Source organism: Sphingomonas astaxanthinifaciens DSM 22298, from assembly GCF_000711715.1.
GTDB classification, from domain to species: Bacteria; Pseudomonadota; Alphaproteobacteria; order Sphingomonadales; family Sphingomonadaceae; genus Sphingomicrobium; species Sphingomicrobium astaxanthinifaciens_A.
The window spans coordinates 750139-771067 of the sequence record NZ_JONN01000001.1 but is presented as its reverse complement, the minus strand read 5'-3'; the positions used below and the strand labels follow the sequence as shown (position 1 = coordinate 771067).

At 69.4% G+C, this 20929-nt stretch carries 19 protein-coding genes and 2 tRNA genes; 12 read left to right on the top strand and 9 right to left on the bottom strand.

The genetic code is table 11. The annotated features are described in order from the left end of the window. Positions 1-40: 40 nt before the first annotated feature. The 3 genes from BS69_RS0103795 to BS69_RS13525 are packed head-to-tail and all read left to right on the top strand — an operon-like array spanning position 41 to position 1991. Positions 41-1453 carry a M28 family peptidase gene (locus BS69_RS0103795; RefSeq protein ID WP_029940654.1) on the top strand — a complete coding sequence of 471 codons (1413 nt, stop codon included), beginning with the start codon at positions 41-43 and terminating at the stop codon, positions 1451-1453. Beyond that, positions 1450-1671, top strand: coding sequence for a hypothetical protein (locus BS69_RS0103790; RefSeq protein ID WP_156956870.1), 222 nt, complete (start codon positions 1450-1452; stop codon positions 1669-1671). The genes BS69_RS0103795 and BS69_RS0103790 overlap by 4 nt, the downstream gene beginning before the upstream one ends. After that, a complete protein-coding gene (locus tag BS69_RS13525) occupies positions 1668-1991 on the top strand; it encodes a hypothetical protein (protein ID WP_051676517.1) in 324 nt (107 codons plus the stop codon). The genes BS69_RS0103790 and BS69_RS13525 overlap by 4 nt, the downstream gene beginning before the upstream one ends. A gap of 8 nt (positions 1992-1999) precedes the next feature. Here BS69_RS13525 and BS69_RS0103780 read toward each other — a convergent pair. Next, positions 2000-2071, bottom strand: a tRNA-Ile gene (locus tag BS69_RS0103780). Positions 2072-2193: 122 nt separating this feature from the next. Between BS69_RS0103780 and BS69_RS0103775 the strand changes: the two genes are divergently transcribed. Both BS69_RS0103775 and BS69_RS0103770 read left to right on the top strand, forming a co-directional pair. Further along, a complete protein-coding gene (locus tag BS69_RS0103775) occupies positions 2194-2742 on the top strand; it encodes a PilZ domain-containing protein (protein WP_169738051.1) in 549 nt (182 codons plus the stop codon). 42 nt (positions 2743-2784) lie between these two features. After that, positions 2785-2861 (top strand) — tRNA-Pro (locus BS69_RS0103770). A gap of 15 nt (positions 2862-2876) precedes the next feature. Here BS69_RS0103770 and BS69_RS13520 read toward each other — a convergent pair. Next, positions 2877-4280: a histidine kinase dimerization/phospho-acceptor domain-containing protein gene (locus BS69_RS13520; RefSeq protein WP_029940650.1), complete on the bottom strand. Its 1404-nt coding sequence runs from the start codon at positions 4278-4280 to the stop codon at positions 2877-2879. Between the two features lie 160 nt (positions 4281-4440). On the opposite strand from BS69_RS13520, the gene BS69_RS0103760 reads away from it, so the two are divergent. The 3 genes from BS69_RS0103760 to BS69_RS0103750 all read left to right on the top strand — a co-directional run bounded on the left by BS69_RS0103760 (position 4441) and on the right by BS69_RS0103750 (position 7487). Then, complete coding sequence (locus tag BS69_RS0103760; RefSeq protein ID WP_029940649.1) at positions 4441-5619, top strand: vWA domain-containing protein; 1179 nt, start codon at positions 4441-4443, stop codon at positions 5617-5619. A gap of 195 nt (positions 5620-5814) precedes the next feature. Continuing rightward, positions 5815-6885: a hypothetical protein gene (locus tag BS69_RS0103755; protein WP_156956868.1), complete on the top strand. Its 1071-nt coding sequence runs from the start codon at positions 5815-5817 to the stop codon at positions 6883-6885. 128 nt (positions 6886-7013) lie between these two features. Further along, on the top strand, positions 7014-7487 hold the full coding sequence (locus tag BS69_RS0103750) for a TspO/MBR family protein (RefSeq protein WP_029940647.1): 474 nt from the start codon (positions 7014-7016) through the stop codon (positions 7485-7487). On the opposite strand, the gene BS69_RS0103745 is transcribed toward BS69_RS0103750, so the two are convergent. From BS69_RS0103745 to BS69_RS0103730, 4 genes are read right to left on the bottom strand one after another with little or no spacing between them, the layout of a single operon-like run. Then, positions 7481-8494 carry an aspartyl/asparaginyl beta-hydroxylase domain-containing protein gene (locus BS69_RS0103745; RefSeq protein WP_029940646.1) on the bottom strand — a complete coding sequence of 338 codons (1014 nt, stop codon included), beginning with the start codon at positions 8492-8494 and terminating at the stop codon, positions 7481-7483. The genes BS69_RS0103750 and BS69_RS0103745 overlap by 7 nt on opposite strands. Further along, entirely contained in the window at positions 8491-9354 is an 864-nt protein-coding gene (locus tag BS69_RS0103740; protein WP_051676516.1) for an alpha/beta hydrolase, read from the bottom strand. The genes BS69_RS0103745 and BS69_RS0103740 overlap by 4 nt, the downstream gene beginning before the upstream one ends. Then, the gene (locus BS69_RS0103735) at positions 9339-10541 is read right to left on the bottom strand and encodes an exo-beta-N-acetylmuramidase NamZ family protein (RefSeq protein ID WP_029940644.1); all 1203 of its coding nucleotides are present in this window, start codon (positions 10539-10541) and stop codon (positions 9339-9341) included. The genes BS69_RS0103740 and BS69_RS0103735 overlap by 16 nt, the downstream gene beginning before the upstream one ends. A gap of 9 nt (positions 10542-10550) precedes the next feature. Beyond that, complete coding sequence (locus tag BS69_RS0103730) at positions 10551-11087, bottom strand: DOMON-like domain-containing protein (protein ID WP_029940643.1); 537 nt, start codon at positions 11085-11087, stop codon at positions 10551-10553. A gap of 133 nt (positions 11088-11220) precedes the next feature. Here BS69_RS0103730 and tyrS point away from each other — a divergent pair, with 133 nt between their 5' ends. Continuing rightward, positions 11221-12456 (top strand): tyrosine--tRNA ligase, encoded by a 1236-nt coding sequence (gene tyrS / locus BS69_RS0103725; protein WP_029940642.1) that lies wholly within the window; start codon positions 11221-11223, stop codon positions 12454-12456. On the opposite strand, the gene recG is transcribed toward tyrS, so the two are convergent. Next, the gene (gene recG / locus BS69_RS0103720) at positions 12453-14504 is read right to left on the bottom strand and encodes an ATP-dependent DNA helicase RecG (RefSeq protein ID WP_029940641.1); all 2052 of its coding nucleotides are present in this window, start codon (positions 14502-14504) and stop codon (positions 12453-12455) included. The genes tyrS and recG overlap by 4 nt on opposite strands. A 129-nt stretch (positions 14505-14633) precedes the next feature. Between recG and BS69_RS0103715 the strand changes: the two genes are divergently transcribed. Together BS69_RS0103715 and mfd are read left to right on the top strand one after the other, a co-directional pair. After that, positions 14634-14900: an FAD assembly factor SdhE gene (locus tag BS69_RS0103715; RefSeq protein WP_029940640.1), complete on the top strand. Its 267-nt coding sequence runs from the start codon at positions 14634-14636 to the stop codon at positions 14898-14900. Beyond that, positions 14897-18391 carry a transcription-repair coupling factor gene (gene mfd, locus BS69_RS0103710; RefSeq protein ID WP_029940639.1) on the top strand — a complete coding sequence of 1165 codons (3495 nt, stop codon included), beginning with the start codon at positions 14897-14899 and terminating at the stop codon, positions 18389-18391. Before BS69_RS0103715 ends, mfd begins: the two co-directional genes overlap by 4 nt. Here the strand turns inward: mfd and BS69_RS0103705 are convergent. Both BS69_RS0103705 and BS69_RS0103700 read right to left on the bottom strand, forming a co-directional pair. After that, a complete protein-coding gene (locus BS69_RS0103705; RefSeq protein WP_051676515.1) occupies positions 18388-19119 on the bottom strand; it encodes a class I SAM-dependent methyltransferase in 732 nt (243 codons plus the stop codon). The genes mfd and BS69_RS0103705 overlap by 4 nt on opposite strands. 11 nt (positions 19120-19130) lie before the next feature. Further along, complete coding sequence (locus tag BS69_RS0103700; RefSeq protein WP_051676514.1) at positions 19131-19949, bottom strand: EAL domain-containing protein; 819 nt, start codon at positions 19947-19949, stop codon at positions 19131-19133. Between the two features lie 134 nt (positions 19950-20083). On the opposite strand from BS69_RS0103700, the gene BS69_RS0103695 reads away from it, so the two are divergent. Then, on the top strand, positions 20084-20899 hold the full coding sequence (locus BS69_RS0103695) for an NAD kinase (RefSeq protein ID WP_245605102.1): 816 nt from the start codon (positions 20084-20086) through the stop codon (positions 20897-20899). Positions 20900-20929: the final 30 nt, after the last annotated feature.

Sequence of the window (20929 nt, the reverse complement as noted above, 5' to 3'; positions counted from 1 at the left end):
GTTCTTGCCCCGCAATCCGACAGGACTACACACCGTGCCCATGCGTATCTTTCCCCCGGCCCTGCTCGCCGCCGTCGCCCTCCCCGCCCTCGCACTGGCCCAGCCCGCCCCGCCGCCGCCGCCCGTCGCCGTCCCGCCCGAGGTTGCGAAGCTGCGCGATGCGGCGCTCGCCGACGATTATGCCTGGGACATCACCGAGGGGCTGACCACCGAGGTCGGACAGCGGCAGGCCGGAACGCCCGCCGAGGCGCGTGCGCGCGACTGGGCGGTGCGGAGGCTTGCCGCCATGGGCTTCAGCAACGTCCGCGTGCAGCCTTTCACCATGCCGGTCTGGACCCGCGGCTATGAAGCGGCCGAGATCCTCGCCCCCTTCCCGCAGAAGATGGCCGTCGCCGCGCTCGGTAACAGCGCCTCGACGGGGATCGACGGCATCACCGGCGAGATCGTCGGCTTCGACAGCGTCGACGCGCTCCGTGCCGCCCCCGACGAGGCGGTCCGCGGCAAGATCGTCTTCATCGACCACAAGATGACGCCAACCCAGGACGGATCGGGCTACGGCCAGTTCGGCGCGCCGCGCCGGCAGGGTCCGACCATCGCCAGCCAGAAGGGCGCGATCGGGATCGTCGTCCGCTCGATCGGCACCGACCACCATCGCAATCCGCATACCGGCACGCAGAGCTTCGCCAATGGCGCGACGCCGATCCCCGCTGGCGCGCTGTCGGTCCCCGACGCCGAGCAGATGGTCCGCATCCTCAAGCGCGGCCAGCCGGTGCGGATGCACCTCACCCTCGTCAGCCGCACGCTGGCCGACCAGCCCTCGGGCAATGTCATCGCCGAAGTGCCGGGCCGCGATCCGAGCCTTGCCCCCGTGCTCGTGGGCGGTCACCTCGACAGCTGGGACCTCGCCACTGGCGCGATCGACGATGCCAGCGGAGTCGCGATCGCTGCCGCCGCCGCCAAGCGAATCATGGACGCCGGCCAGCCGCTCCGCACCATCCGGATCGTCTGGTTCGGCGCCGAGGAGCCGGGGCTATTCGGCGGCGCCGCCTATCAGAAGGCGCTCGGGGCCCAGCCCCACTGGGCGATGCTCGAAAGCGATTTCGGCGCCGACCGCATCTGGCGGGTGACCAGCAAGCTTGGGCCCGAACGCCGGACCGAGGCCCGGACCATCGCCGCCGCGCTCGCGCCGCTGGGGATCGTCGCCGGCTCGTTCGAGGAGGCCGAGGGCTCGGATATCGGGCCGATGCTTGCCGCCGGCCAGCCCGGGGTCGGACTCAGTCAGGACGGCACCCGCTACTTCGATTACCACCACACCCCCGACGACACGCTCGACAAGGTCGATCCCGTCCAGCTCCGCCAGAATGTCGCCGCCTGGACCGCGACGGTCGCGGTGCTCGCCGGGCCGCTCACCCCGTGGAAGGCCGCGCCGCGGCCGGGCAAGCGCCGCAAGTGAGGGCGCTCGCTCCCGCGCTCGCGCTGCTGCTCCTCGCCGCCTGCTCGCAGGAGGAGCGGAACGACGTGCCCCCGATCCCCGAGCCGACCGCCGAGAGCGCCAACCAGCTGATGGCCGAGGCCGAGAAGGCATCGGCCAATGCGGCGGCCCGCGCGGAGCCCAAAGCGCCTCCGGAACGTTCCGCCGCCGACAACACCACCAACGAGGTCACGCCATGAACCGTTCGCTCCTGCTGATCGCCCTTCCGCTGGGCCTTGCCGCCTGCAATGTCGAACGCGATCCCGGCAACGACACCACCTCGGTGAGCGTCAACGAAGCCAAGGTCGACAAGGCGCTCGACGATGCCGGCAACGGCCTCCAGGCCGCGGCGAGCGATGTCAGGAACGCCGCCGAGAAGGCCGGCCCGGTGCTGGCGAACGCCGCAGACGATGTCGGCGACGCGGCGAAGAATGCCGGCGACAAGATCGAAAACGGCGCCGACAAGGCCGCCGCCGACGTCCGCCAGGAAACGCGCGACAACCCGCCCAAGAAGAACTGAGGGGCAAGTGGGCCCGGAGGGATTCGAACCCCCAACCTGGCCGTTATGAGCGGCTGGCTCTACCATTGAGCTACAGGCCCCGCGGCGGCTCTAGAGGCTGCGGGGCCGCGGGGAAAGACTCGCCGCGACCGGGCCGATAATCGTTCCGCAATGGAAGTTTCGTTTAGCGCGAAAATAACAATTCGCGCGCATGAGGCGGGCGATGTCCGACCCAGTTCCCGATGCGTCCTTCCCGGCGGAACAGCGCCGAAGCCCGCGCGCGAGCATGTTCATCGCCTGCACGCTTCATGCCGGAGGCGAGCATGCGCCGGTGCGGATTCGCAACATGTCGCCCGACGGTGCCCTGCTCGAGACGCCGCTCCTGCCCGTCCCCGGAAGCCGCGTGCGCCTCGTCCGCGAGACGCTGGTCGCCGAGGGGATCGTCGCCTGGACCAAGGACAAGCATCTCGGGCTCCGCTTCAACAGCGCGGTGTCGGTGCCGATCTGGATGGGCCGCCGGCCGTCCGGTGCCACCCCGGCCCAGCGACCGCTCGGCAACGACCTCAGCATGACCATCGCCCTGCTCGAGCATCTCGGCGACGAGCTCTGCGCCTCGGCCGCGACGGTCGCCGCGCATCCGGTCGCGCTGCAGAAGCTCGACATCGCGGTGCAGCTACTGCGCGCGCTCCAGCTCCAGGAGGGGTCGGAAGGCCGGCTCGGGCAACTCGAGGCGCTGCGCGCCGCCAGCGTCGAGGCGATGCAGTGGCGCTGAGCGCTTGCCCCTGATGCCCGCCTAACCTAGGGGCGAACCCGTCGGGGAGTAGCGCAGCCTGGTAGCGCATCTGCTTTGGGAGCAGAGGGTCGCAGGTTCGAATCCTGTCTCCCCGACCACTTCCCCGAGGCGTCTCAGCGGGTCAGCGGAAGCAGCAGCACCAGCCGGTCGGGCGCGATGTCGAGCCGGCCGCCGACCATCGCCGCCAGTCCCTGGACGAGGCGCAAGGCGAAGCGGGTGCCGGTCTGGCCGCGATCGTCGAACAGCCGCCGCTCGCTCAGCGCCTGGATCGCGCGCGGTCGGTCGAGCCCGATGGCGAGCTGGCCGCCGAGGCGGTCGATGACGAGGCTGAGCCGCTCGCCCGCCACCGCCGTCTCGAGGATCGCGCCGGCGAACTGGCGGGTGAGCCGCTCGGCGAGGATCGGCTGGAGCGCAAGCGCGCCCGCGCCGGCATGGTCCTGGACCATCAGCTGGATTCCGCGCGCCTGCGCCTCCTCCTGCAGGTCGCCGGCGAGCTCGCGCATTCGGTCGACCGCGACCAGGGTCTCGCCCTGCGCGCGCCCCGAGCGAAGCCTGGCGGCCAGATCGAGATTGTCGACCGCATCGGCCAGACGCCGCGCCTGGCGGACGATCTCGCCGGCGCGCTCGCGATAGCTGCGATGGGCGGGACCGAGATATTGCCCCTCAATGATCTCGCCGAAGCCGATGATCGCGTTCAGCGGGGTGCGCAGCTCGTGCATCAGCTCGCGCAGGTCGTCGTCCTGCGGCAGGGGCGGCGCGGCCGGCTCGGCGTCCTCGGGGACGATGCCTTCGCGGCGGGCGAAGCCGCGATAGCCGGCGAAGCGGCCGGTATCGGGGAAGAAGGCCGGGGTCCCGCTCCACCGCCATTCGCCCGCGATTGCGCCCTCGTCGGCGAGGACCAGCGCTTCATCGGCAAAGGGCAGGCGCGCGGCGAAGCGGTCGGCGAAGGGCTCGGTCAGGCTGCGGCCGATGAGCGCGGCGCGGGGCGCGCCCTCGACCCAGTCGATCTCGCCGGTCGGCCCGCATTCCCAACGGAACAGCCCCGCGGGCGGCGGCGCGGGCGGGGGATCGGAAGTTGCGGGCTCGGGCGGGGGCGCGGAAGCGGCCGGCGGCGGCGGCACGGGTGCCGAAGCCGGAGCGGCGGCGGGATGGATGGCGTTCAGCAGCGGCTGGACGTCATCGGCGGCGACCGCGCGCACCGCGCTCCATCCCGCGGTGTCGAGGTCGGCGGCGGCGATCAGGGCCGCCGAGGCGGCCGCGCCGCGCGCCGCGAACAAAGCGACCAGCTCGACCGGGACTTGAGGCCCGGCGATCGCCCGCGCCGTGGCGGCAAGTGTCTCGACGGGAAGCTCGCTCATCAGCCGGGCGATCCGCTCGAGCGCGCGGTCGCGCACCTCGCTGCCGCCCTCGCCGCCGCGCGCCACCAGCTCGACCAGCTGGCGCCACTGCACGGCCCGCCCGCGCGCATCGGCGGCGGGCTGGTCGAGCACGGTCGCCAGGCGGTCGTCGAAACGCAAGTTGTCAGGTCTTTCGCGCGCGGGTGGACATGGAGGAGTGAGATGGGGGAAGGTTAACCGACAGGAAAGACTGTCGACATTAAGCATCCCATAACGGGACAGCGGCGCAAGGGGTCCGTCGCGCTTTGGCCGCGGCGCGGCTCATGCTAGGCCCGCGGCCATGTTCATTTCCTTCGTCGAGGCGCTTCGCCGGGGCGGCATCCCGGCCAGTCTCAAGGAGCATCTGCTGCTCCTGGAAGCGCTCGACGCCGAGGTGATCGAGCGGACGCCTGAGCAATTCTACTATCTCGCGCGCGCCGTCTTCGTTCACGACGAGAGCAAGCTCGACCGGTTCGACCGCGTCTTCGGCGAAGTCTTCAAGGGCCTGGTCGCGCCCGAGGGCGAGGAGCACCCTGCCCTCCCCGAGGAATGGCTGCGGCTGGTCGCCGAGAAATATCTCACCCCGGAGGAGATGGAGCGGGTCAAGAGCCTCGGCTCGTGGGACGAGATCATGGAGACGCTGAAGAAGCGGCTCGAGGAACAGGAAGGCCGGCACCAGGGCGGCAACAAGTGGATCGGAACCGGGGGCACCTCCCCCTTCGGCCACGGCGGCTACAATCCGGAAGGCGTGCGCATCGGCGGGCCCGGCAAGCATGGCCGCGCGATCAAGGTGTGGGAAAAGCGCGAGTTCCAGGACCTCGACGACCGCCGCGAGATCGGGACCCGCGCGATCAAGGTGGCGCTTCGCCGGCTGCGCCGCTTCGCCCGCGAAGGCGCCGCCGACGAACTCGACATCGAGGGCACGATCGACGGCACGGCGCGGCGCGGCTGGCTCGACGTCCGGATGCGGCCCGAGCGGCACAATGCGGTGAAGGTGCTGCTTTTCCTCGACATCGGCGGGTCGATGGACGGCCACGTCAGGCTGGTGGAGGAATTGTTCAGCGCAGCCCGCACCGAATTCAAGCATCTCGAGCACTTCTACTTCCACAATTGCATCTACGAGGGCGTGTGGAAGGAGAATCGCCGGCGCTGGACCGAGCGGACGAACACCTGGGACATCCTCCACAAGTTCGGCGCCGACCATAAGCTCGTGATCGTCGGCGACGCCGCGATGAGCCCTTATGAAGTGACCCACCCGGGCGGCTCGATCGAGCATATGAACGAGGAACCGGGCTCGGTCTGGCTCAAGCGGCTGACCGGCACCTACCAGAGCGCGGCGTGGATCAATCCGACGCCCGAGGCCTATTGGGGCCATTCGGCCTCGACCACGATCCTGCGCCAGCTGATGGACGATCGCATGTATCCGCTGACGCTGAAGGGCCTCGAGGATGCGACCCGGGCGCTCAGCCGGAAGAAGTAGGACCGAAGGCCCGGGCTAGCACCACCAATTGTGGGGATGGCGTTAACTTGTCGTTGACTGGCCGCTCCAGAATTGATCAAGAATAGACCGAAGTCGCGCGACCTTGCTTGGCAAATATTCGTGCCTGGTTTATTATTTCATCTCTTCGAGTCGATTGCGTAACAACGTTCCCTAGGCCCTTGTTTGGAGGTGTCTATGCCTGTTCGTGCGCCTCAAGATCCTGAAGCATTCGCCGCGCTCGTCACCACGCTTCGCGTCATGGCGGGCCGTCCGCCGGAAAGCGAATTCGAGCGACGCGTGCAGGAGCGGCTCTCCCGCTCCGGAAATAGCGGCGCCGCTGCGATCCGACTGGTCGGCCGCTTCGATTCCCGGCCCGAGACCCAGCGACATGAAGCGCTTGGCGTCTTTGCGGGGCGGCACGACTTCACGCTCGGCAGCCGCAGTGGCGGTGGCGGTGGCGGTAGCGGCGGCCCGATTGCCGATCCCTTTGCCCCTCGTGGCGGCGGCGGCCGGGACCATGATCATCCCCGCGGCGGCCTGGCGGGCGGCGGAACCACCGCGGCCGATCCCTCGGGCCGCGGCGTCGAGGTGCTCGAGCCGGTGCGCGACATTCCCCTCGGGGAGATTCAGAGCGCGACCTACGGCATCTGGTACCAGGGCCTCTGTTGCGTGGACGAGACCGGCTCGACGAACTGGGGCTCGGACGAACCCTATGTCATCACCAGCTGCGCCAACATCAGCGCGAGCGGCGAGAATATCGTCCGCACGGAGACGCATCCAGTCGGCGCCGGCCATTACAACGACGTCGACACCGGCGAGCAACGGATCGGTCCGGTCGCCGCCTGCTGGGAAGGCACCGATTTGCCGGTGTCGATCAGCGCAGTCGCCTACGAGCATGACTATGGCGACCCCAACAAATTCCGCGACGAGATCGACGCGGCGGTGAAGGGCGCGCTGGTCGTCGGCGCGCTCCTGCTTGGCGGTGGAGCGACAACCAAGGCCATTCTCGCCTTCGTCGGCCCGCTGCTGACCGACGCGATCAACTGGCTGTTCGGCACCGATGACGATCCGATCGGGGTCGCTCAGACCGAGGTGTTCGACCACGCCCGGCTGGAGGAGATGGGCTCCCACCCGATGGGGCCCTTCTACCCCTCCAACCTGTGGGGTCACTTCTTCACCACCCACAAGGGCGATGGCGGAAAATACGTCGCGGGCTTCAGGCTGGTCCGCGATCTGCCTTTCGAGGAAAAGGTCATCATCCTCTAGCGCTTTTCTCCGCCCCCCTCCCCGGACAGCCCATGGCGATCCCGTCACTGCCGATCCGGGATCGTCATGGGCATTGACCCGCGGCCTCGCGCGGTCCCAAAGGACCGGCACAGGAGGGCGCAGTTCGGATGTCCACGGCAGCGATCGTCAGTATCGGGGTCGCCCTGTTCCTCGGGGTCGCGGGCGGGCTGCTGACCGAGATCGGGCCGTGGTACCGGGCCTTGCGAAAGCCGCGGTTGCAGCCGCCCGACTGGCTGTTCGGGCCGGCGTGGACGATCATCCTCGGGCTTGCCGCCTGGTCGGCGACCATCGCCTGGAACGCGGCGCAAGGGCCGGGCGAGCAGCGGCTCGTGGCCCTGCTGTTCGGCGCCAATGCCGTGCTGCACCTGCTGTGGAGCCCGCTCTTCTTCAAGTGGAAGCGGCCCGACCTTGCGCTGATCGAGGTGATCTTCCTGTGGGCTTCACTGGTGGCGCTGGTGACCTTGCTGTGGCCGATCTCGACGAAGGCCAGCCTGCTGATCCTGCCCTACCTCGCCTGGGTCAGCTTCGCGAGCTGGCTCAACTGGCAGATCGTGCGCCTGAACCCGCGCACTGCTCAGTAGCCGTCGATCGCCTCGAACATGGCGGCGATGGCGCGGCGGTCGTCGGCGGGGACCTCGGGCCGCCAGCAGTCGAAGATGAGGATGATCCGGTCTTCCGCGCTGTTGTTCCAAGCTTCGTGGAGCACGCTGTCGTCGAAGATGAGGAGCTTGCCCTCGTGCCACGCGCGGGTCTCGCCGCCGACGCGGAAGCCGCAGCCCCCGGGCACGATCAGCGGCAGGTGGCAGATGAGGCGCGCGTTGATCGCGCCATGGTGCGGGGGAATGGTCGCGCCCGGCCCCAGCCGCGAGAAGAGGATCGAGGGCGCGCGGACCGAGATACGCGCGAGGTCGACCGAGGCCATCGCCGCCATGGTCGCCGGAAAACGCTCCGCCACCGCCGCGTTCGCCCGGCCGTTCTCCCACAGGTAGAGCGTGCTCCACGCCGGATTGTCGGTGAGGCCGTGGAAGTTGCTCGGCGGGCGGTCGGGATTGGAGACGAGATAGGGCCGGAACTCGGCGTTGCCTTGGGCGAGATAGGCTTCGAGCTCGGCGCGGATCGCGGGGGCGGCCGCCTCGACCGCCGGCGCCCAGGCGAAGTCGCTTGCCTCGTAATAACGGCGCTGAGGCAGGCCCGGATAATAATATTGGCCCGGCTGCTGGATGCTGGTCCCAGTCAGCTGGCGGCGGCCAAGCATGAGGTCGAGGCTGTGCTGAAAGCCTTCGGGCCGGCGGCCTTCCGGAAAGCCGGCGGCGGCGAGGCTGTCCTCGAGATGCCGCTGGAAGGCGAGATGCCCCTCCTGCAGCCCGCGCTGGGCCCGCTCGATCGGCGCGCGGAGGGTCGCCGGCAAGGCCCCCGACCGGGCCAGTTCGGACGCGGCGCCGAGCGCGGCCTTGAAGAAGGCGACCGCGGCGCGGTGATCGCCCGCCTCCGCCCGGCGATGGCCCCGCTCGGCCAGCGCCGCGACATTCCCGGGCTCGCGCGCGATGAGGGCGTCGAGCCCGGCGTCGTCGAGCGCGTCGAGGCTCATTTCGCCCTCGCTGCCGCCGCTTCGGCGAGCGTCGGGAAATCGACCACCTTCGTTTCCGACCCGAGTGGTGGCGGCGGGGCTCCCGCGAGACGGGCGCTGATGGAGGCGAAGACCGGCCGCAGCGCGGCCGCGGGCGGATGATGGTCGGCGGTCGGCAGGATGAAGGAAGCGCCCGTCTTGCCGACCGCGGCCTTGTGGAGCTGCTCGCCTTGCTGCCAGGGGACATTGGCGTCGCGCAGGCCGTGGATGACGAAGTAAGGCTCGTCGAGCAGGCGCACCGCGTCGGTGTTGCGATAGTCGTCGGGGACGAAGGCGCGGGTCAGCTTGCCGCTCATGTCGCGCAGCCGGGTGAAGGTGCCGATGGTGACGAGCGCGTCGAGCCGCTCGCGGCGTGACAGGGCCAAAGCGACCCCGCCGCCGAGGCTGTGCCCGATCACCCAGACTGGCCGGCCCTTCGCCTCGGCCCTTGCAAGGGCGAGAAAGGCCTCGGCATCGGCAACCAGCCCGGCCTCGCTCGGGCGACCGGCATTGCCGCTGTAGCCGCGATATTCGGCGGTCAGGATGCCGAAGCCATCTTCGGTGAGCGGCGCGAGCCAGGCGAGCGCGGTCGCGGCCGACGAGGCATTGCCGTGGAAGACGAGCAGCAGCGGCCGGTCGGCCAGGCCCGGATCGAGCAACCCGGTCAGCGCGATCCCGTCGCCGGTGCGGACACTGGCAAGACGGGTTCCGGCGGGCGCGCCGGCAAGCGTGATCGGGGCCTGCGGCGCGGGATAGATGCGGTCGGTGACGGGGTCGGCGCAGGCCGCCGCCGGCGCGACGACCAGGCCGAGCGCGGCGAGTCGGGTCAGTAGAGTAGGCACGGCTTCACCTGCTCGGCCCAGCTCTCCTCGTCGGGTCGGGTTCGGACGTCGAGGTCGTCGGCCCGCGCGGCACGGTCGTCGACCCAGGCGCGCAGGGAGGGCCCGCCGTTGATGACGTCGATGGCGAGCTTGTCGAACTCATATTCGTAGGGGAAGTCGCGCCACAGCGGATAGTCGGGCGCCAGGTTGCGGATCGCCTTGAAGGCGAGCGCCTGGACCCGCCACGGGCGGAAGGCATGGTGGTCGTAGGCCGGGCCTTCGGCATGGATGAACAGCCCCGAGCAGAGCTGGCCGGCATGCTTGTGGAAGGTCGGCTCGACGAAGATCTCGCGAAGCACGCAGCCGTTGAGCCAGTGGGGCGCGATGGCGCGCATCTCGGTCTCGATTCTCCGGGCGTCGAGGCCGGGGGCGGCGAACAGCTCCAAGGCCCGCGTCGTCCCCCTGCCCTCGCTCAGCGTCGTGCCTTCGAGCATCACCGTGCCGGCATAGGCGCGGGCCATGTTGAGCGTCGCGGCATTGGGCGACGGGTTGATCCAGATGCGGTCCGCCGGCCAGCCGAAGCCCGGCGCGGCCTCGGGCTCCCACCCCTCCATCGAAATCACTTTGTAGGCGACGTCGAGGCCAAAGTGGCGGACGAACCAGTGGCCCATTTCGCCCATGGTGAGACCGTGCCGCATCGGGATTGGCCCGGCGCCGACGAAGCTCTCCCAGCCGGGCTCGAGCAGCGTGCCCTCGATCGGGCGGCCGGCGGGATTGGGGCGATCCAGGACCCATACTTCCTTGCCCGCGGCAGCCGCTGCCTCGAGAAGGTAGAGGAGGGTCGTGCAGAAGGTGTAGATCCGGCAGCCGAGGTCCTGGAGGTCGAACAGGAAGACGTCGGCGGCGCTCATCATCTGGCCGGTCGGGCGGCGAACCTCACCGTAAAGGCTGAACACCGGGATCCCGAGGCGCGGATCCACTTCGTCCTCGGTCTCGACCATATTGTCCTGCTTGTCGCCCTTCAGCCCATGCTGCGGGCCCATGGCGGCGGTGACGTTCAATCCCGCGGCGATCAGCGCGTCGATGCTGTGGTGAAGATCCGCGGTGACCGAGGCGGGGTGCGCGACGAGGCAGATGCGCCGGCCTTCGAGCGGCTTGCGGAGCGCGGGGTCGGCGAGAAGGCGGTCGATACCGAAAGCGACAGTCATGGCACTGCTCTAGGCAAGCTTGGCGACGAAGCAATCGGGATGGTGGAAATCGGGCTGTTCGCCGGGGTGGTGGAGCGCCCAGAAACTGCGTCGGCCGCTCTCTTCCTCGATCACCGCCGACAACGACAGCCGGAAGCGACGGTCGGCGGGGATGGAGAGCGTCGCGCCGAGCCCCCACCAGGTCAGATTGTCCTCGACCCGGACATAGGGCGGATTGACGATCTCGGCGGGTGCCATGCCTTCGCGCTCGGCGACGAAATCATAGGCCGCCCAGTCGCCCGAGGGCGCGAAATTCCATTCCTGGTAAGCGTCCTCGCCCACTTCCTTGAGAAAGCATTCGAAGCAGGTGGTGCGCCAGAGCTCGTCGCGCCGCTGCGGCGATTCGCTTGGGCCGGGGACGAGGAAGCGGCCGATCGGCGCGCTGACCCCGAACCAGAGATTGAGGGTGGCGGTCTCCCCGAACGCCCCGCTCCGCTCGGCGCTCGCCCAGAGGCTGAAGGGCGGGTGCGGGACCGTGGTCGGATGGGGCTGGAGTTCGAAGCGCATCGGGCGAAGTTACGTCATTCTCGAAGATTTGCACGTCGTCCCCGCGCAGGCGGGGACCTCGGCCAATTTCGTGCGAACCTTCCGAGGTCCCTGCCTTCGCAGGGGCGACGGTTTGGGTTAAGCGCCGCGCACCATGACGACCTACAGCTCTTCGCTTCTCCAGCTCCTCGCGACACGCGGCTACATCCACCAGGCGACCGATGCGGCCGCGCTCGACGCGCTGGCGGGCAAGGAGATCGTCACCGGCTACATCGGCTTCGACGCCACCGCACCGAGCCTTCACGTCGGCAGCCTGGTCCAGATCATGATGCTTCGCCGGATGCAGCAGGCGGGGCACAAGCCGATCGTCCTGATGGGCGGCGGCACCAGCAAGATCGGCGATCCCTCGTTCAAGGACGAGGCGCGCAAGCTGCTTGGCGACGAGTCCATCAAGGCGAACATCGCCGGCATCGCCAAGGTCTTCGGGCGGTTCCTGACCTTCGGCGACGGGCCGACCGACGCGGTGCTGGTCGACAATGCCGACTGGCTCGACAAGCTCGAGTACATCCCCTTCCTGCGCGAGATCGGGCAGCATTTCTCGGTCAACCGGATGCTGAGCTTCGACAGCGTCAAGCTCCGGCTCGACCGCGAGCAGTCGCTGTCCTTCCTCGAATTCAACTACATGATCCTGCAGGGCTATGATTTCCTCGAGCTCAATCGCCGGCTGGGGTGCCGCCTCCAGATGGGCGGGTCGGACCAGTGGGGGAATATCGTCAACGGGATCGAGCTGACGCGCCGGGTCGCGGGCGCCGAGGTCTATGGCCTCACCACCCCGCTGATCACCACCGCGGATGGGGGCAAGATGGGCAAAACCGCGAGCGGCGCGGTCTGGCTCAATGCCGAGGGGCCTGAAGGCTTTACCCTAAGCGCCTACGACTACTGGCAATTCTGGCGCAATGCGGCCGATGCCGACGTGGGCCGCTTCCTGCGGCTGTTCACCGACCTTCCGCTGGACGAGATCGCAGGGCTGGAAGCGCTCGAAGGAGCCGAGATCAATCGGGCCAAGATCGTGCTCGCGACCGAGGCGACCGCGCTTCTCCACGGGCGCGAGGCGGCCGATGCGGCGGCAGCGACCGCGGCGGCGACCTTCGCCGGCGGCGGCTCGGGCGAGGCGCTCCCGAGCGTCAGCACCGGCGGCGAGATCGGGGTATTGGCGGCGCTGGTGGCCTTGGGCTTCTGCGCCTCGAACGGCGAAGCCAAGCGCAAGGTGGCCGAAGGCGCGGTCAAGCTCGACGGCGAAGCAGTCAATGACATTGCCGCCGTCATTACCGTGACTTCGGAGCGCAAGCTCAGCCTTGGCAAGAAGAAGCACGGGCTGCTGCTGCCCTAGCCCGAGCGAAGCAGGTCCACCGCCTGGTCGCGTTCGAACAGGTAGAGGCACAGCCGCGCCGCCTGGCCGCGCTCGCCCGACAGGCCTCCGTCACGGTCGAGCAGCAGCCGCGCGTCCTGCGTCGCCATGGGGACGAGTTCCTGCACCTGCTCTGGCGTCGCGAGGCGGAACTGTGCTTCGCCACTCTGCCGCACGCCGAGGATTTCGCCCGGCCCGCGCAGCTTCAGATCCTCCTCGGCGATTCGGAAACCGTCGTTGGTCTCGCGCATCAGCGCGAGGCGCGCCCGCCCCGTTTCGCTCAAGCTGCCGCCGCGCAGCAGCAGGCAGGTCGATTTCGCCGCGCCGCGCCCGACCCGGCCGCGCAGCTGGTGGAGCTGGGCAAGGCCGAAGCGCTCGGCGCCCTCAATGATCATCAGGGCGGCATTGGGAACGTCGACCCCGACCTCGATGACGGTGGTGGCGACGAGGATCTTGAGCCGGTCGGCGGCGAATTCGGCCATGACCGCGTCCTTTTCGGCGCCCTTCATCCGCCCGTGAACGAGCCCGACCTGGCCAGGGAAGCGCAGGCGGAGCGCCTCAGCCCGCTCCTCGGCGGCGGCGGCGTCGCTGGTCTCGCTCTCGGCGACCAGGGGGCAGACCCAATAGGCCTGTCCGCCCGAGGCGACATGGCGGGCAAGGCCGTCGACCACCTCGGCGACCCGCTCCTCGGCGATGACCCGCGTCTCGACCGGGGTCCGGCCGGGCGGCATCTCGTCGATCTTGGAGACGTCCATCTCGCCATATTGGGTGAGGGTCAGCGTGCGCGGGATCGGGGTCGCGGTCATCGCCAAAAGGTGTGGCGGGCGCTCGGCCTTGCTGGTCAGGAGCAGCCGCTCGGACACCCCGAACCGATGCTGCTCGTCGATCACCACGAGGCCGAGGCGCTTGTAGGCGACCTTGTCCTGGAAGATGGCGTGGGTGCCGACGAGGATGTCGATGCTCCCGTCGGCAAGGCCCATGAGCACGCTCTCCCGCGCTCGCCCCTTTTCGCGGCCGGTGAGGATCGCGACCCGAACCCCGATCGCGTCCAGCTGGCGGAGCAGGGTCGCATGGTGCTGCCGGGCAAGGATCTCGGTCGGGGCGAGCATCGCCGCCTGGGCGCCGGCCTCGACCGCCTCGAGCATCGCCAGCAGCGCGACCAGCGTCTTGCCCGAGCCGACGTCGCCCTGGAGCAGGCGCAGCATCGGCACCTCCTGCCCCATGTCGCCGCGGATCTCTTCCACCACGCGGCGTTGGGCCCCGGTCAGCGCATAGGGCAGCCTAAGCGCCCCCGTCAGCCGTCCGTCGCCGCGCAGGGGCACACCCTTCTTGCGGCGGCTGACCTGGCGGAGCAGCTGGAGCGCGAGCTGGTTGGCGAAGATCTCGTCATAGGCGAGGCGCTGGCGGGCGCTCGTGTCGTCGGGCTCGGCATGGATGGTGGCGAGCGCCGTCCGCCAATCCTTCCATCCCTGGCGGGCGAGGATCGAGGGCTCGACCCATTCGGGGAGCACCGGCGCGTGGGATAGGCTGGCATGGACCAGTTCGCGCACCCGCCGCGAGGTCAGGCCCTCGGTCAGCGGATAGACGGTTTCCTTGAGGGCCGGTTCACCCTTGCCGGGCTCGGTCACCTCGGGGTGGACCATCTGCCATTCGTCGCCGTAGCTTTCGAGCTTGCCGGTGATGGTCCGAGCCTCGCCGATCGGCAGCTGCTTCGCGGCCCAGCCGCCATTGTTGAAGAAGGCGAGGGTCAGCATGTTGCCCTCCCCGTCCACGGCATAGATTCGCGTCGGTCCCCGCCCCCGGCTCAGCCGGACTTCGCGCGGGGTCACATCCAGGATCACCTGCCGCCCGAGCAGCACCGGCGCGGCGCCCGGCGCTCGGATTCGCTCGATCGCGCCGGTCGGCAAGTGGAAGAGAAGATCGACCGTGCGGGCGATGCCGAGCCGGCCGAGCTGCCTTGCCACCTGCGGCCCTACGCCCTTCAGCGTTTCCACTTCGGCGAACAGGGGATTGAGGAGCTCGGGGCGCATGGGTTCCTTTTCGTCACCCCGGACATGATCCGGGGTCCCGCTACTCGTCTTACCAAGGAAGAAGCGGGATGCCGGGTCAAGCCCGGCATGACGATTGTCGGAATTGCCCCGCTTCCCTACATGGCCCCCATGCTCGACGACGTGACCACCAAGCGCCTGCGCTGGCGCGCGCATCATCGCGGGACCAAGGAGGCCGACCGGCTGATCGGGGGCTTCTTCGACGCTCACCACGAAGGGTGGAGTGCAGAGGAGCAGGCCCTGTTCGAGACGATGCTCGAGGAACAGGACGTCGACATCATGGCCTGGGCGATCGGAACGCAAGCCGTGCCCGAGCGCTACCAAGGCGCGATGATGACCGCGATGCAGCGCCTCGACTACCTCCCCATCGACCGGTGAGTGACCTCCAGCGCATCCTGAAGGCGGGTGAGCCGCTGACGCTGGCGGGCGTGCCGGCGGGCTTCCTGCCGTGGCTGGCGGCCGATCTCGCGCGCGCGGCGCACGGGGCGTCAGGCGGCGGACGCGCGGTGATCATCGCCTCCGACGAAGCGGCGATGCGCGCGATCGCCGAGACCGCGCCGGCCTTCGCCCCCGAGGTCGAGGTGATCACCTTCCCAGCCTGGGACTGCCTCCCCTATGATCGCGCCTCGCCCGCGCTGCGGGTGATGGCCGAGCGACTGGCGGCGCTCGACCGGCTCCAGCGCAAGGCCGACAAGCCGCAGCTGTTCGTCACCACCGCCAATGCCGCGACCCAGCGGACGCTGACCCCGTTCCGTATCCGCCAGCTGACCCGCCGGCTGGCCCCGGGCGAGCGGATCGAGCGCGATGCGCTGATCCAGCTGCTCACCGCCAACGGCTATCACCGCACCGACAGCGTCGCGGAAGCCGGCGAATTCGCGGTCCGCGGCGGCCTCCTCGACCTTTATCCGTCGGGGCTCCCGCACGCGATCCGGCTCGATTTCTTCGGTGACGAGATCGAGACGATGCGCGCCTTCGACCCGGCCGACCAGCGCACCATCGGCCCGGCCGAGGCCTTCACCCTGATGCCAGCGAGCGAAGCCTTGCTCGACGAGGAGAGCATCAAGCGCTTCCGCGCGCGCTACCGCGAGCATTTCGGTGCGACCGCCACCGGCGACCCGCTCTACCAGGCGGTCAGCGAGGGCCGGCGCCTGGCGGGGATGGAGCATTGGCTGCCCCTGTTCGAGGAGCGGCTCGAAACCCTGTTCGACCATCTTTCGGACTCCGACCTGATCCTGCGCGACGGCGGGGTCGACGGCGCGCTCGAAAGCCGGCGCGAGGCGATCCAGGACTATTTCAGCAACCGCGAGCGGGCGATGGTCGCCGAGCCCGGCAGCTACCGCCCGCTTCCGCCGCACGAGCTTTATCTCGCAGCCAAGGAATGGCGCGCGCAAGTCGCCGATCGCCCGATCCACCTCGCCTCGGCCTTCCCCGAGCCCGAATCCGACCGGGTCATCGACTTTGCCGTCGTCCCCGCGCGCGACTTCGCGCCCGAGCGCGCGCAGAACGAGAATGTCTACGAAGCCGTCGTCAAGCACGTCGCCAAGCTTCGAAAGGAAAAGCAGAAAGTCATTCTCGCCAGCTATACGGTCGGGGCTCGTGAGCGGCTCTCCGGGCTGCTCAAGGACCATGGCCTGACCGGGCAGAAGATGGTCGGAAGCTGGCAGGAGGCGCTGGGCGCGCAGGACGTGACCGCGCTCCTCGTGCTGCCGCTCGACCACGGCTTCACCACGCCTGAGGTCGCGGTGCTGACCGAGCAGGACATGCTCGGCGACCGCCTGGTCCGCCGCCGCAAGCGCAAGAAGAGCGCCGACGCCTTCCTGTCGGAACTGGCGACCCTCACCCCCGGCGACCTCGTCGTCCATGCCGAGCATGGCATCGGCCGCTACGAAGGCCTGACCCAGGTCCAGGTCGGCAAGAGCCCGCACGACTGCGTCGCGCTCGAATATGCCGGCGGCAACAAGCTCTACGTGCCGGTCGAGAATATCGACGTCCTCTCGCGCTACGGCAGCGGCGAGGAGGGCGTGGCGCTCGATCGCCTCGGCGGCGAGGCGTGGCAGCGGCGCAAGGCGCGGATGAAGGAGCGGATCCGCGAGATCGCGGGCGAGCTCATCAAGACCGCGGCGCTGCGCGCGACCCGCCAGGGCGTAGTGGCCGAGCCCGACAGCGCTTATCCGGCGATGGTGGATCGTTTTCCCTATGAGGAGACCGACGACCAGAATCGCGCGATCGGCGACGTGCTCGAGGACCTTGCCGCGGGGCGCCCGATGGACCGGCTGGTTTGCGGCGACGTTGGCTTCGGCAAGACCGAGGTCGCGCTGCGCGCCGCCTTCGTCGCGGCCATGGCGGGCTATCAGGTGGCGGTAGTCTGCCCGACGACGCTCCTCGCCCGCCAGCATTATTCCAACTTCGTCGAGCGGCTGAAGGGCTTTCCGATCGAGGTCGGGCGCCTGTCGCGCCTCGTCACCGCGGGCGAGGCCAAGAAGACCCGCGACCTCCTCGAGGAAGGGCAGATCGACATCGTCGTCGGGACCCACGCGATCCTCGCCAAGGGGGTCAAGTTCAAGAAGCTCGGACTCGTCATCGTCGACGAGGAGCAGCGCTTCGGGGTCACCCACAAGGAGCGGCTGAAGGCCTTGAAGGCCGACGTCCATGTGCTGACGCTGACCGCGACGCCGATTCCTCGGACGCTGCAGATGGCGATGAGCGGGCTTCGCGAACTCAGCGTCATCCAGACCCCGCCCGTCGATCGCCTCGCAGTCCGCACCTACGTCACCCCGTGGGACCCGGTGGTCATCCGCGAGGCGCTGCTGCGCGAGCATTATCGTGGCGGGCAGAGCTATTTCGTGGTGCCGCGCATCTCCGACCTGCCCGACATCGAGGAATGGCTGCGCGAGGAAGTGCCCGAGGTGAAGCCGATCGTGGCGCACGGGCAGCTTGCCCCGACCGAGGTCGAGGAGCGGATGAGCGCCTTCTACGATCGCAAGTATGACGTGCTCTTGTCGACCACCATCGTCGAGAGCGGCCTCGACATCCCGAGCGCCAACACGCTCATCGTCCACCGCGCCGAGCGCTTCGGGCTGGCGCAGCTCTATCAGCTGCGCGGGCGCGTCGGCCGGTCCAAGACCCGCGCCTACGCCTATATGACGACGCCGCCCGACCGGCAGATCACCGAGACCGCCGAGAAGCGCCTGACCGTGCTCAGCAACCTCGACAGTTTGGGCGCGGGCTTCCAGCTCGCCAGCCACGACCTCGACATCCGCGGCGCGGGCAATCTGCTCGGCGACGAGCAGTCGGGGCACATCAAGGAAGTCGGCTTCGAGCTCTACCAGTCGATGCTCGAGGAGGCGATCCTCGACATGAAGGCCGGCGGCACCCGCGAGGACAAGCCCGACGAATTCTCGCCCCAGATCAACGTCGAGGCGCCGATCATGATCAGCGAGGACTACGTCCCCGACCTCGATCTCCGGATGGGTCTCTACCGGCGGCTGGGCGAGCTCGAGAGCCCGCAGGAGGTCGAGGAGTTCGCCGCCGAGCTCATCGACCGCTTCGGCAAGTTGCCCGAGGAAGCGAACAACCTGCTGCAGGTGGTCGAGACCAAGATCCACTGCCGCGCGGCCTGCATCGCCAAGCTCGACGTCGGCGCGCGCGGCGCGGTGGTGACCTTCTCGCCCTCGGGCTTCCCCGACGTCGCCGGGCTGTTCGGCTATATCGAACGGCTGAAGGGCACCGCGAAGCTCCGCCCCGACCAGAAACTGGTGGTCAGCCGCGACTGGGCGACTCCGGCGCAGCGGCTCAACGGCGCCTTGCAATTGAGCCGCGGTCTCGCCCGGGTGGCGGCGGCCAGGAGGCGCGAGAAGGCCGCCGCCTAGAGGCGGTGGACGCGGGCCACGACGGGCATGACGACGTGGCGCTTCTGCCCGTCCGGCCAGATCGCGCGCAGCGCGGCGAAGGTCGGCTCGGCAACCGCCTCGCCGAGCCGCTGCACCACCGACCAGCTGCGGACATAGGCTTCAAGCTCGAGGCGCTCCCAGGCAAGGTGGATCGCCGCGGGCGGGAGCCGGACCTCCTCGCCCGGCAACCGCAGCGCGCGATAGCCGTCAATCAGCAGCCAGTTGCCCGGCTGCCAGTGGGGCTCGACGGCCTTGAGCAAGCCCGCAACGATCGCGTCGACTTGCGGATCGACATACCACCAGCCGTAGCCGATCGCCGCGACGATGCCGCCGGGCCTGGCCACCCGCCGGACCTCCGAGCCGAAGGCCTCGGGCTCGAACCAGTGCGCGGCCTGCGCGGCAAGGACGAGGTCGCAGCTCGCGTCGGCGAGGCTGCTGCGCTCGGCCGGCTCGACCGCGAAGGTGACGCGATCGGCGGGCGCGGCGGCGGCGATCTGGGACGCGCTGGGGTCGCTGGCGAAGACGCGATCGAACTGCGCCGCGAGATCGCGCGCGGCCTGGCCGTTGCCGGTGCCCACGTCCCACGCCTGTTCCCTTGCCCGACAGAGCGCGGCGATGTCGGCGAAGACCTGCGGTGGATAGGTCGGGCGCGCGGCGGCGTAGAGCGCCGAATGGCCGGAAAAGAGGTCGATGAAGCCGCTGCTCACGCCCTTTTGTCTCACGCCGCCAGGAAGGCCGCCAGTTCCTCTTCGCTCATCGCCTTGGCGCCGAGGAAGCCCTGGTAATAGTCGCAGCCCCAATCCTTGAGCAGTTCGAGCTGCTTGGGGTCCTCGACCCCCTCGACCAGCACCTGCAGTTCGAGTTCGCGGGCGAGCGCGATCATCGCCTTGACCACGATCTGCGCGCGGCGGCCGCCGACGAGATCGAGGATCAGGCCGCGGTCGATCTTGATGAGGTCGAGCGGAAGCGTGGTGAGCCAGGCGAGGCTGGCATAGCCGGTGCCGAAATCGTCGACCGCGATATGGACGCCCGCCGCGCGCAGGCAGGACAGGCGCGCCGCCGCCGCGACGGGATCGACGATCAGGCTCGATTCGGTGATCTCGGCGGTGATCCGGCCCGGCGCGAGGCCGGCGGCGGCGATCTCGTCGAGGAGCCAGCGCTCGAACCCGGCGCGGGCAAGGTCTTCGGGCAGGAGGTTGAGCGACAACCGGAGCTGGCCCAGCGCCCCTTCCCACCGGCTCGCGGCCTGGAGCGCCTTGCGCTGGATGGCGCGCGACAGGCGTTCGCTGAGGCCGGCACGGGCGGCACGGGCGAACAGGTCCTCCGGCGACAGGCCCTCGGGCGCGCGGGCGAGCGCCTCGACCCCGACCACCGCACCGGTGCGAATGTCCCATTGCGGCTGGAAGGCGAGCGCGACCCGGTCTTCGGCGAGCATCGCCAGCAACTCCTCGTCCGCGCCCGGCACCGGCGGGAGCGGCGGCGGCGCATCGCTGGCTCGGCGGTCGGCGGCATTGGAGCGGAGGGCGGGACGCGTCATGGCTGTGGGCTAGACCATAGCATGAACTTGCGCAGCCGTCGGCCCCTCGCTTGCACCGAAACGGGACGGTAGCGGCCCCGCCCAGCTCCGGTTATGCTCACGTCATCGAGGCCCAAGCGAAGGAAGTCGTCCCGGTGAATGCGGACCTGCCCAAGGGGACGGCGACCCGCCAGGACCTCAGCGAGGCCGGGGTGGCGCTGGTCGTCAGCCACGGCGAGGCCGCGCAGGCCGCCGCCGCCATGCTCCGCCGCCGCTACACCTTCGCCGACGAGCGCGACGCACGGATTCTCGTGGCGCTCGGCGGCGACGGCTTCATGCTCCACACGCTCCACGAGATGCTCGACGGGGGCGAGGCGCGGCCGGTGTTCGGGATCAATCGCGGCACGGTCGGCTTCCTAATGAACGAATGGCGGCTCGACTGCCTCGGCGAGCGGATCGCGTCGGCCAAGGCGGTCGAGATCAACCCGCTGACCATGCGCGCCGAGACCGTGCACGGGGACGAATGGACCCATGCCGCGATCAACGAGGTCTCGCTGCTGCGCGAAACCCGCCAGGCCGCCAAGATCGAGGTGATGGTGAATGGGCGGGTGGTCCTGCCCGAGTTGGTCGCCGACGGCGTGCTCGTGGCGACCCCGGCCGGCTCCACCGCCTATAATTTCTCGGCCAAGGGACCGATCCTGCCACTGTCGGCCCCGCTCCTCGCCTTGACCCCGATCGCGCCCTTCCGGCCGCGGCGCTGGGCCGGCGCGATCCTCCCCGACGACACAAGGATTCGCTTCAACGTGCTCGAGCCGACCGACCGGCTGGTGGCCGCGGTCGCCGACCAGTTCGAGGTGCGCGACGTGAGCTCGGTGGAGATCGGACTCGACCGCAGCCGCCCCCTCACCCTGCTGTTCGACCCCGACCAGGCGCTCGACGAACGCATCGCCGCCGAACAGTTTGCGACGTGAGGTCTTGCCAAGCAGAATCCCCTGCGCCAT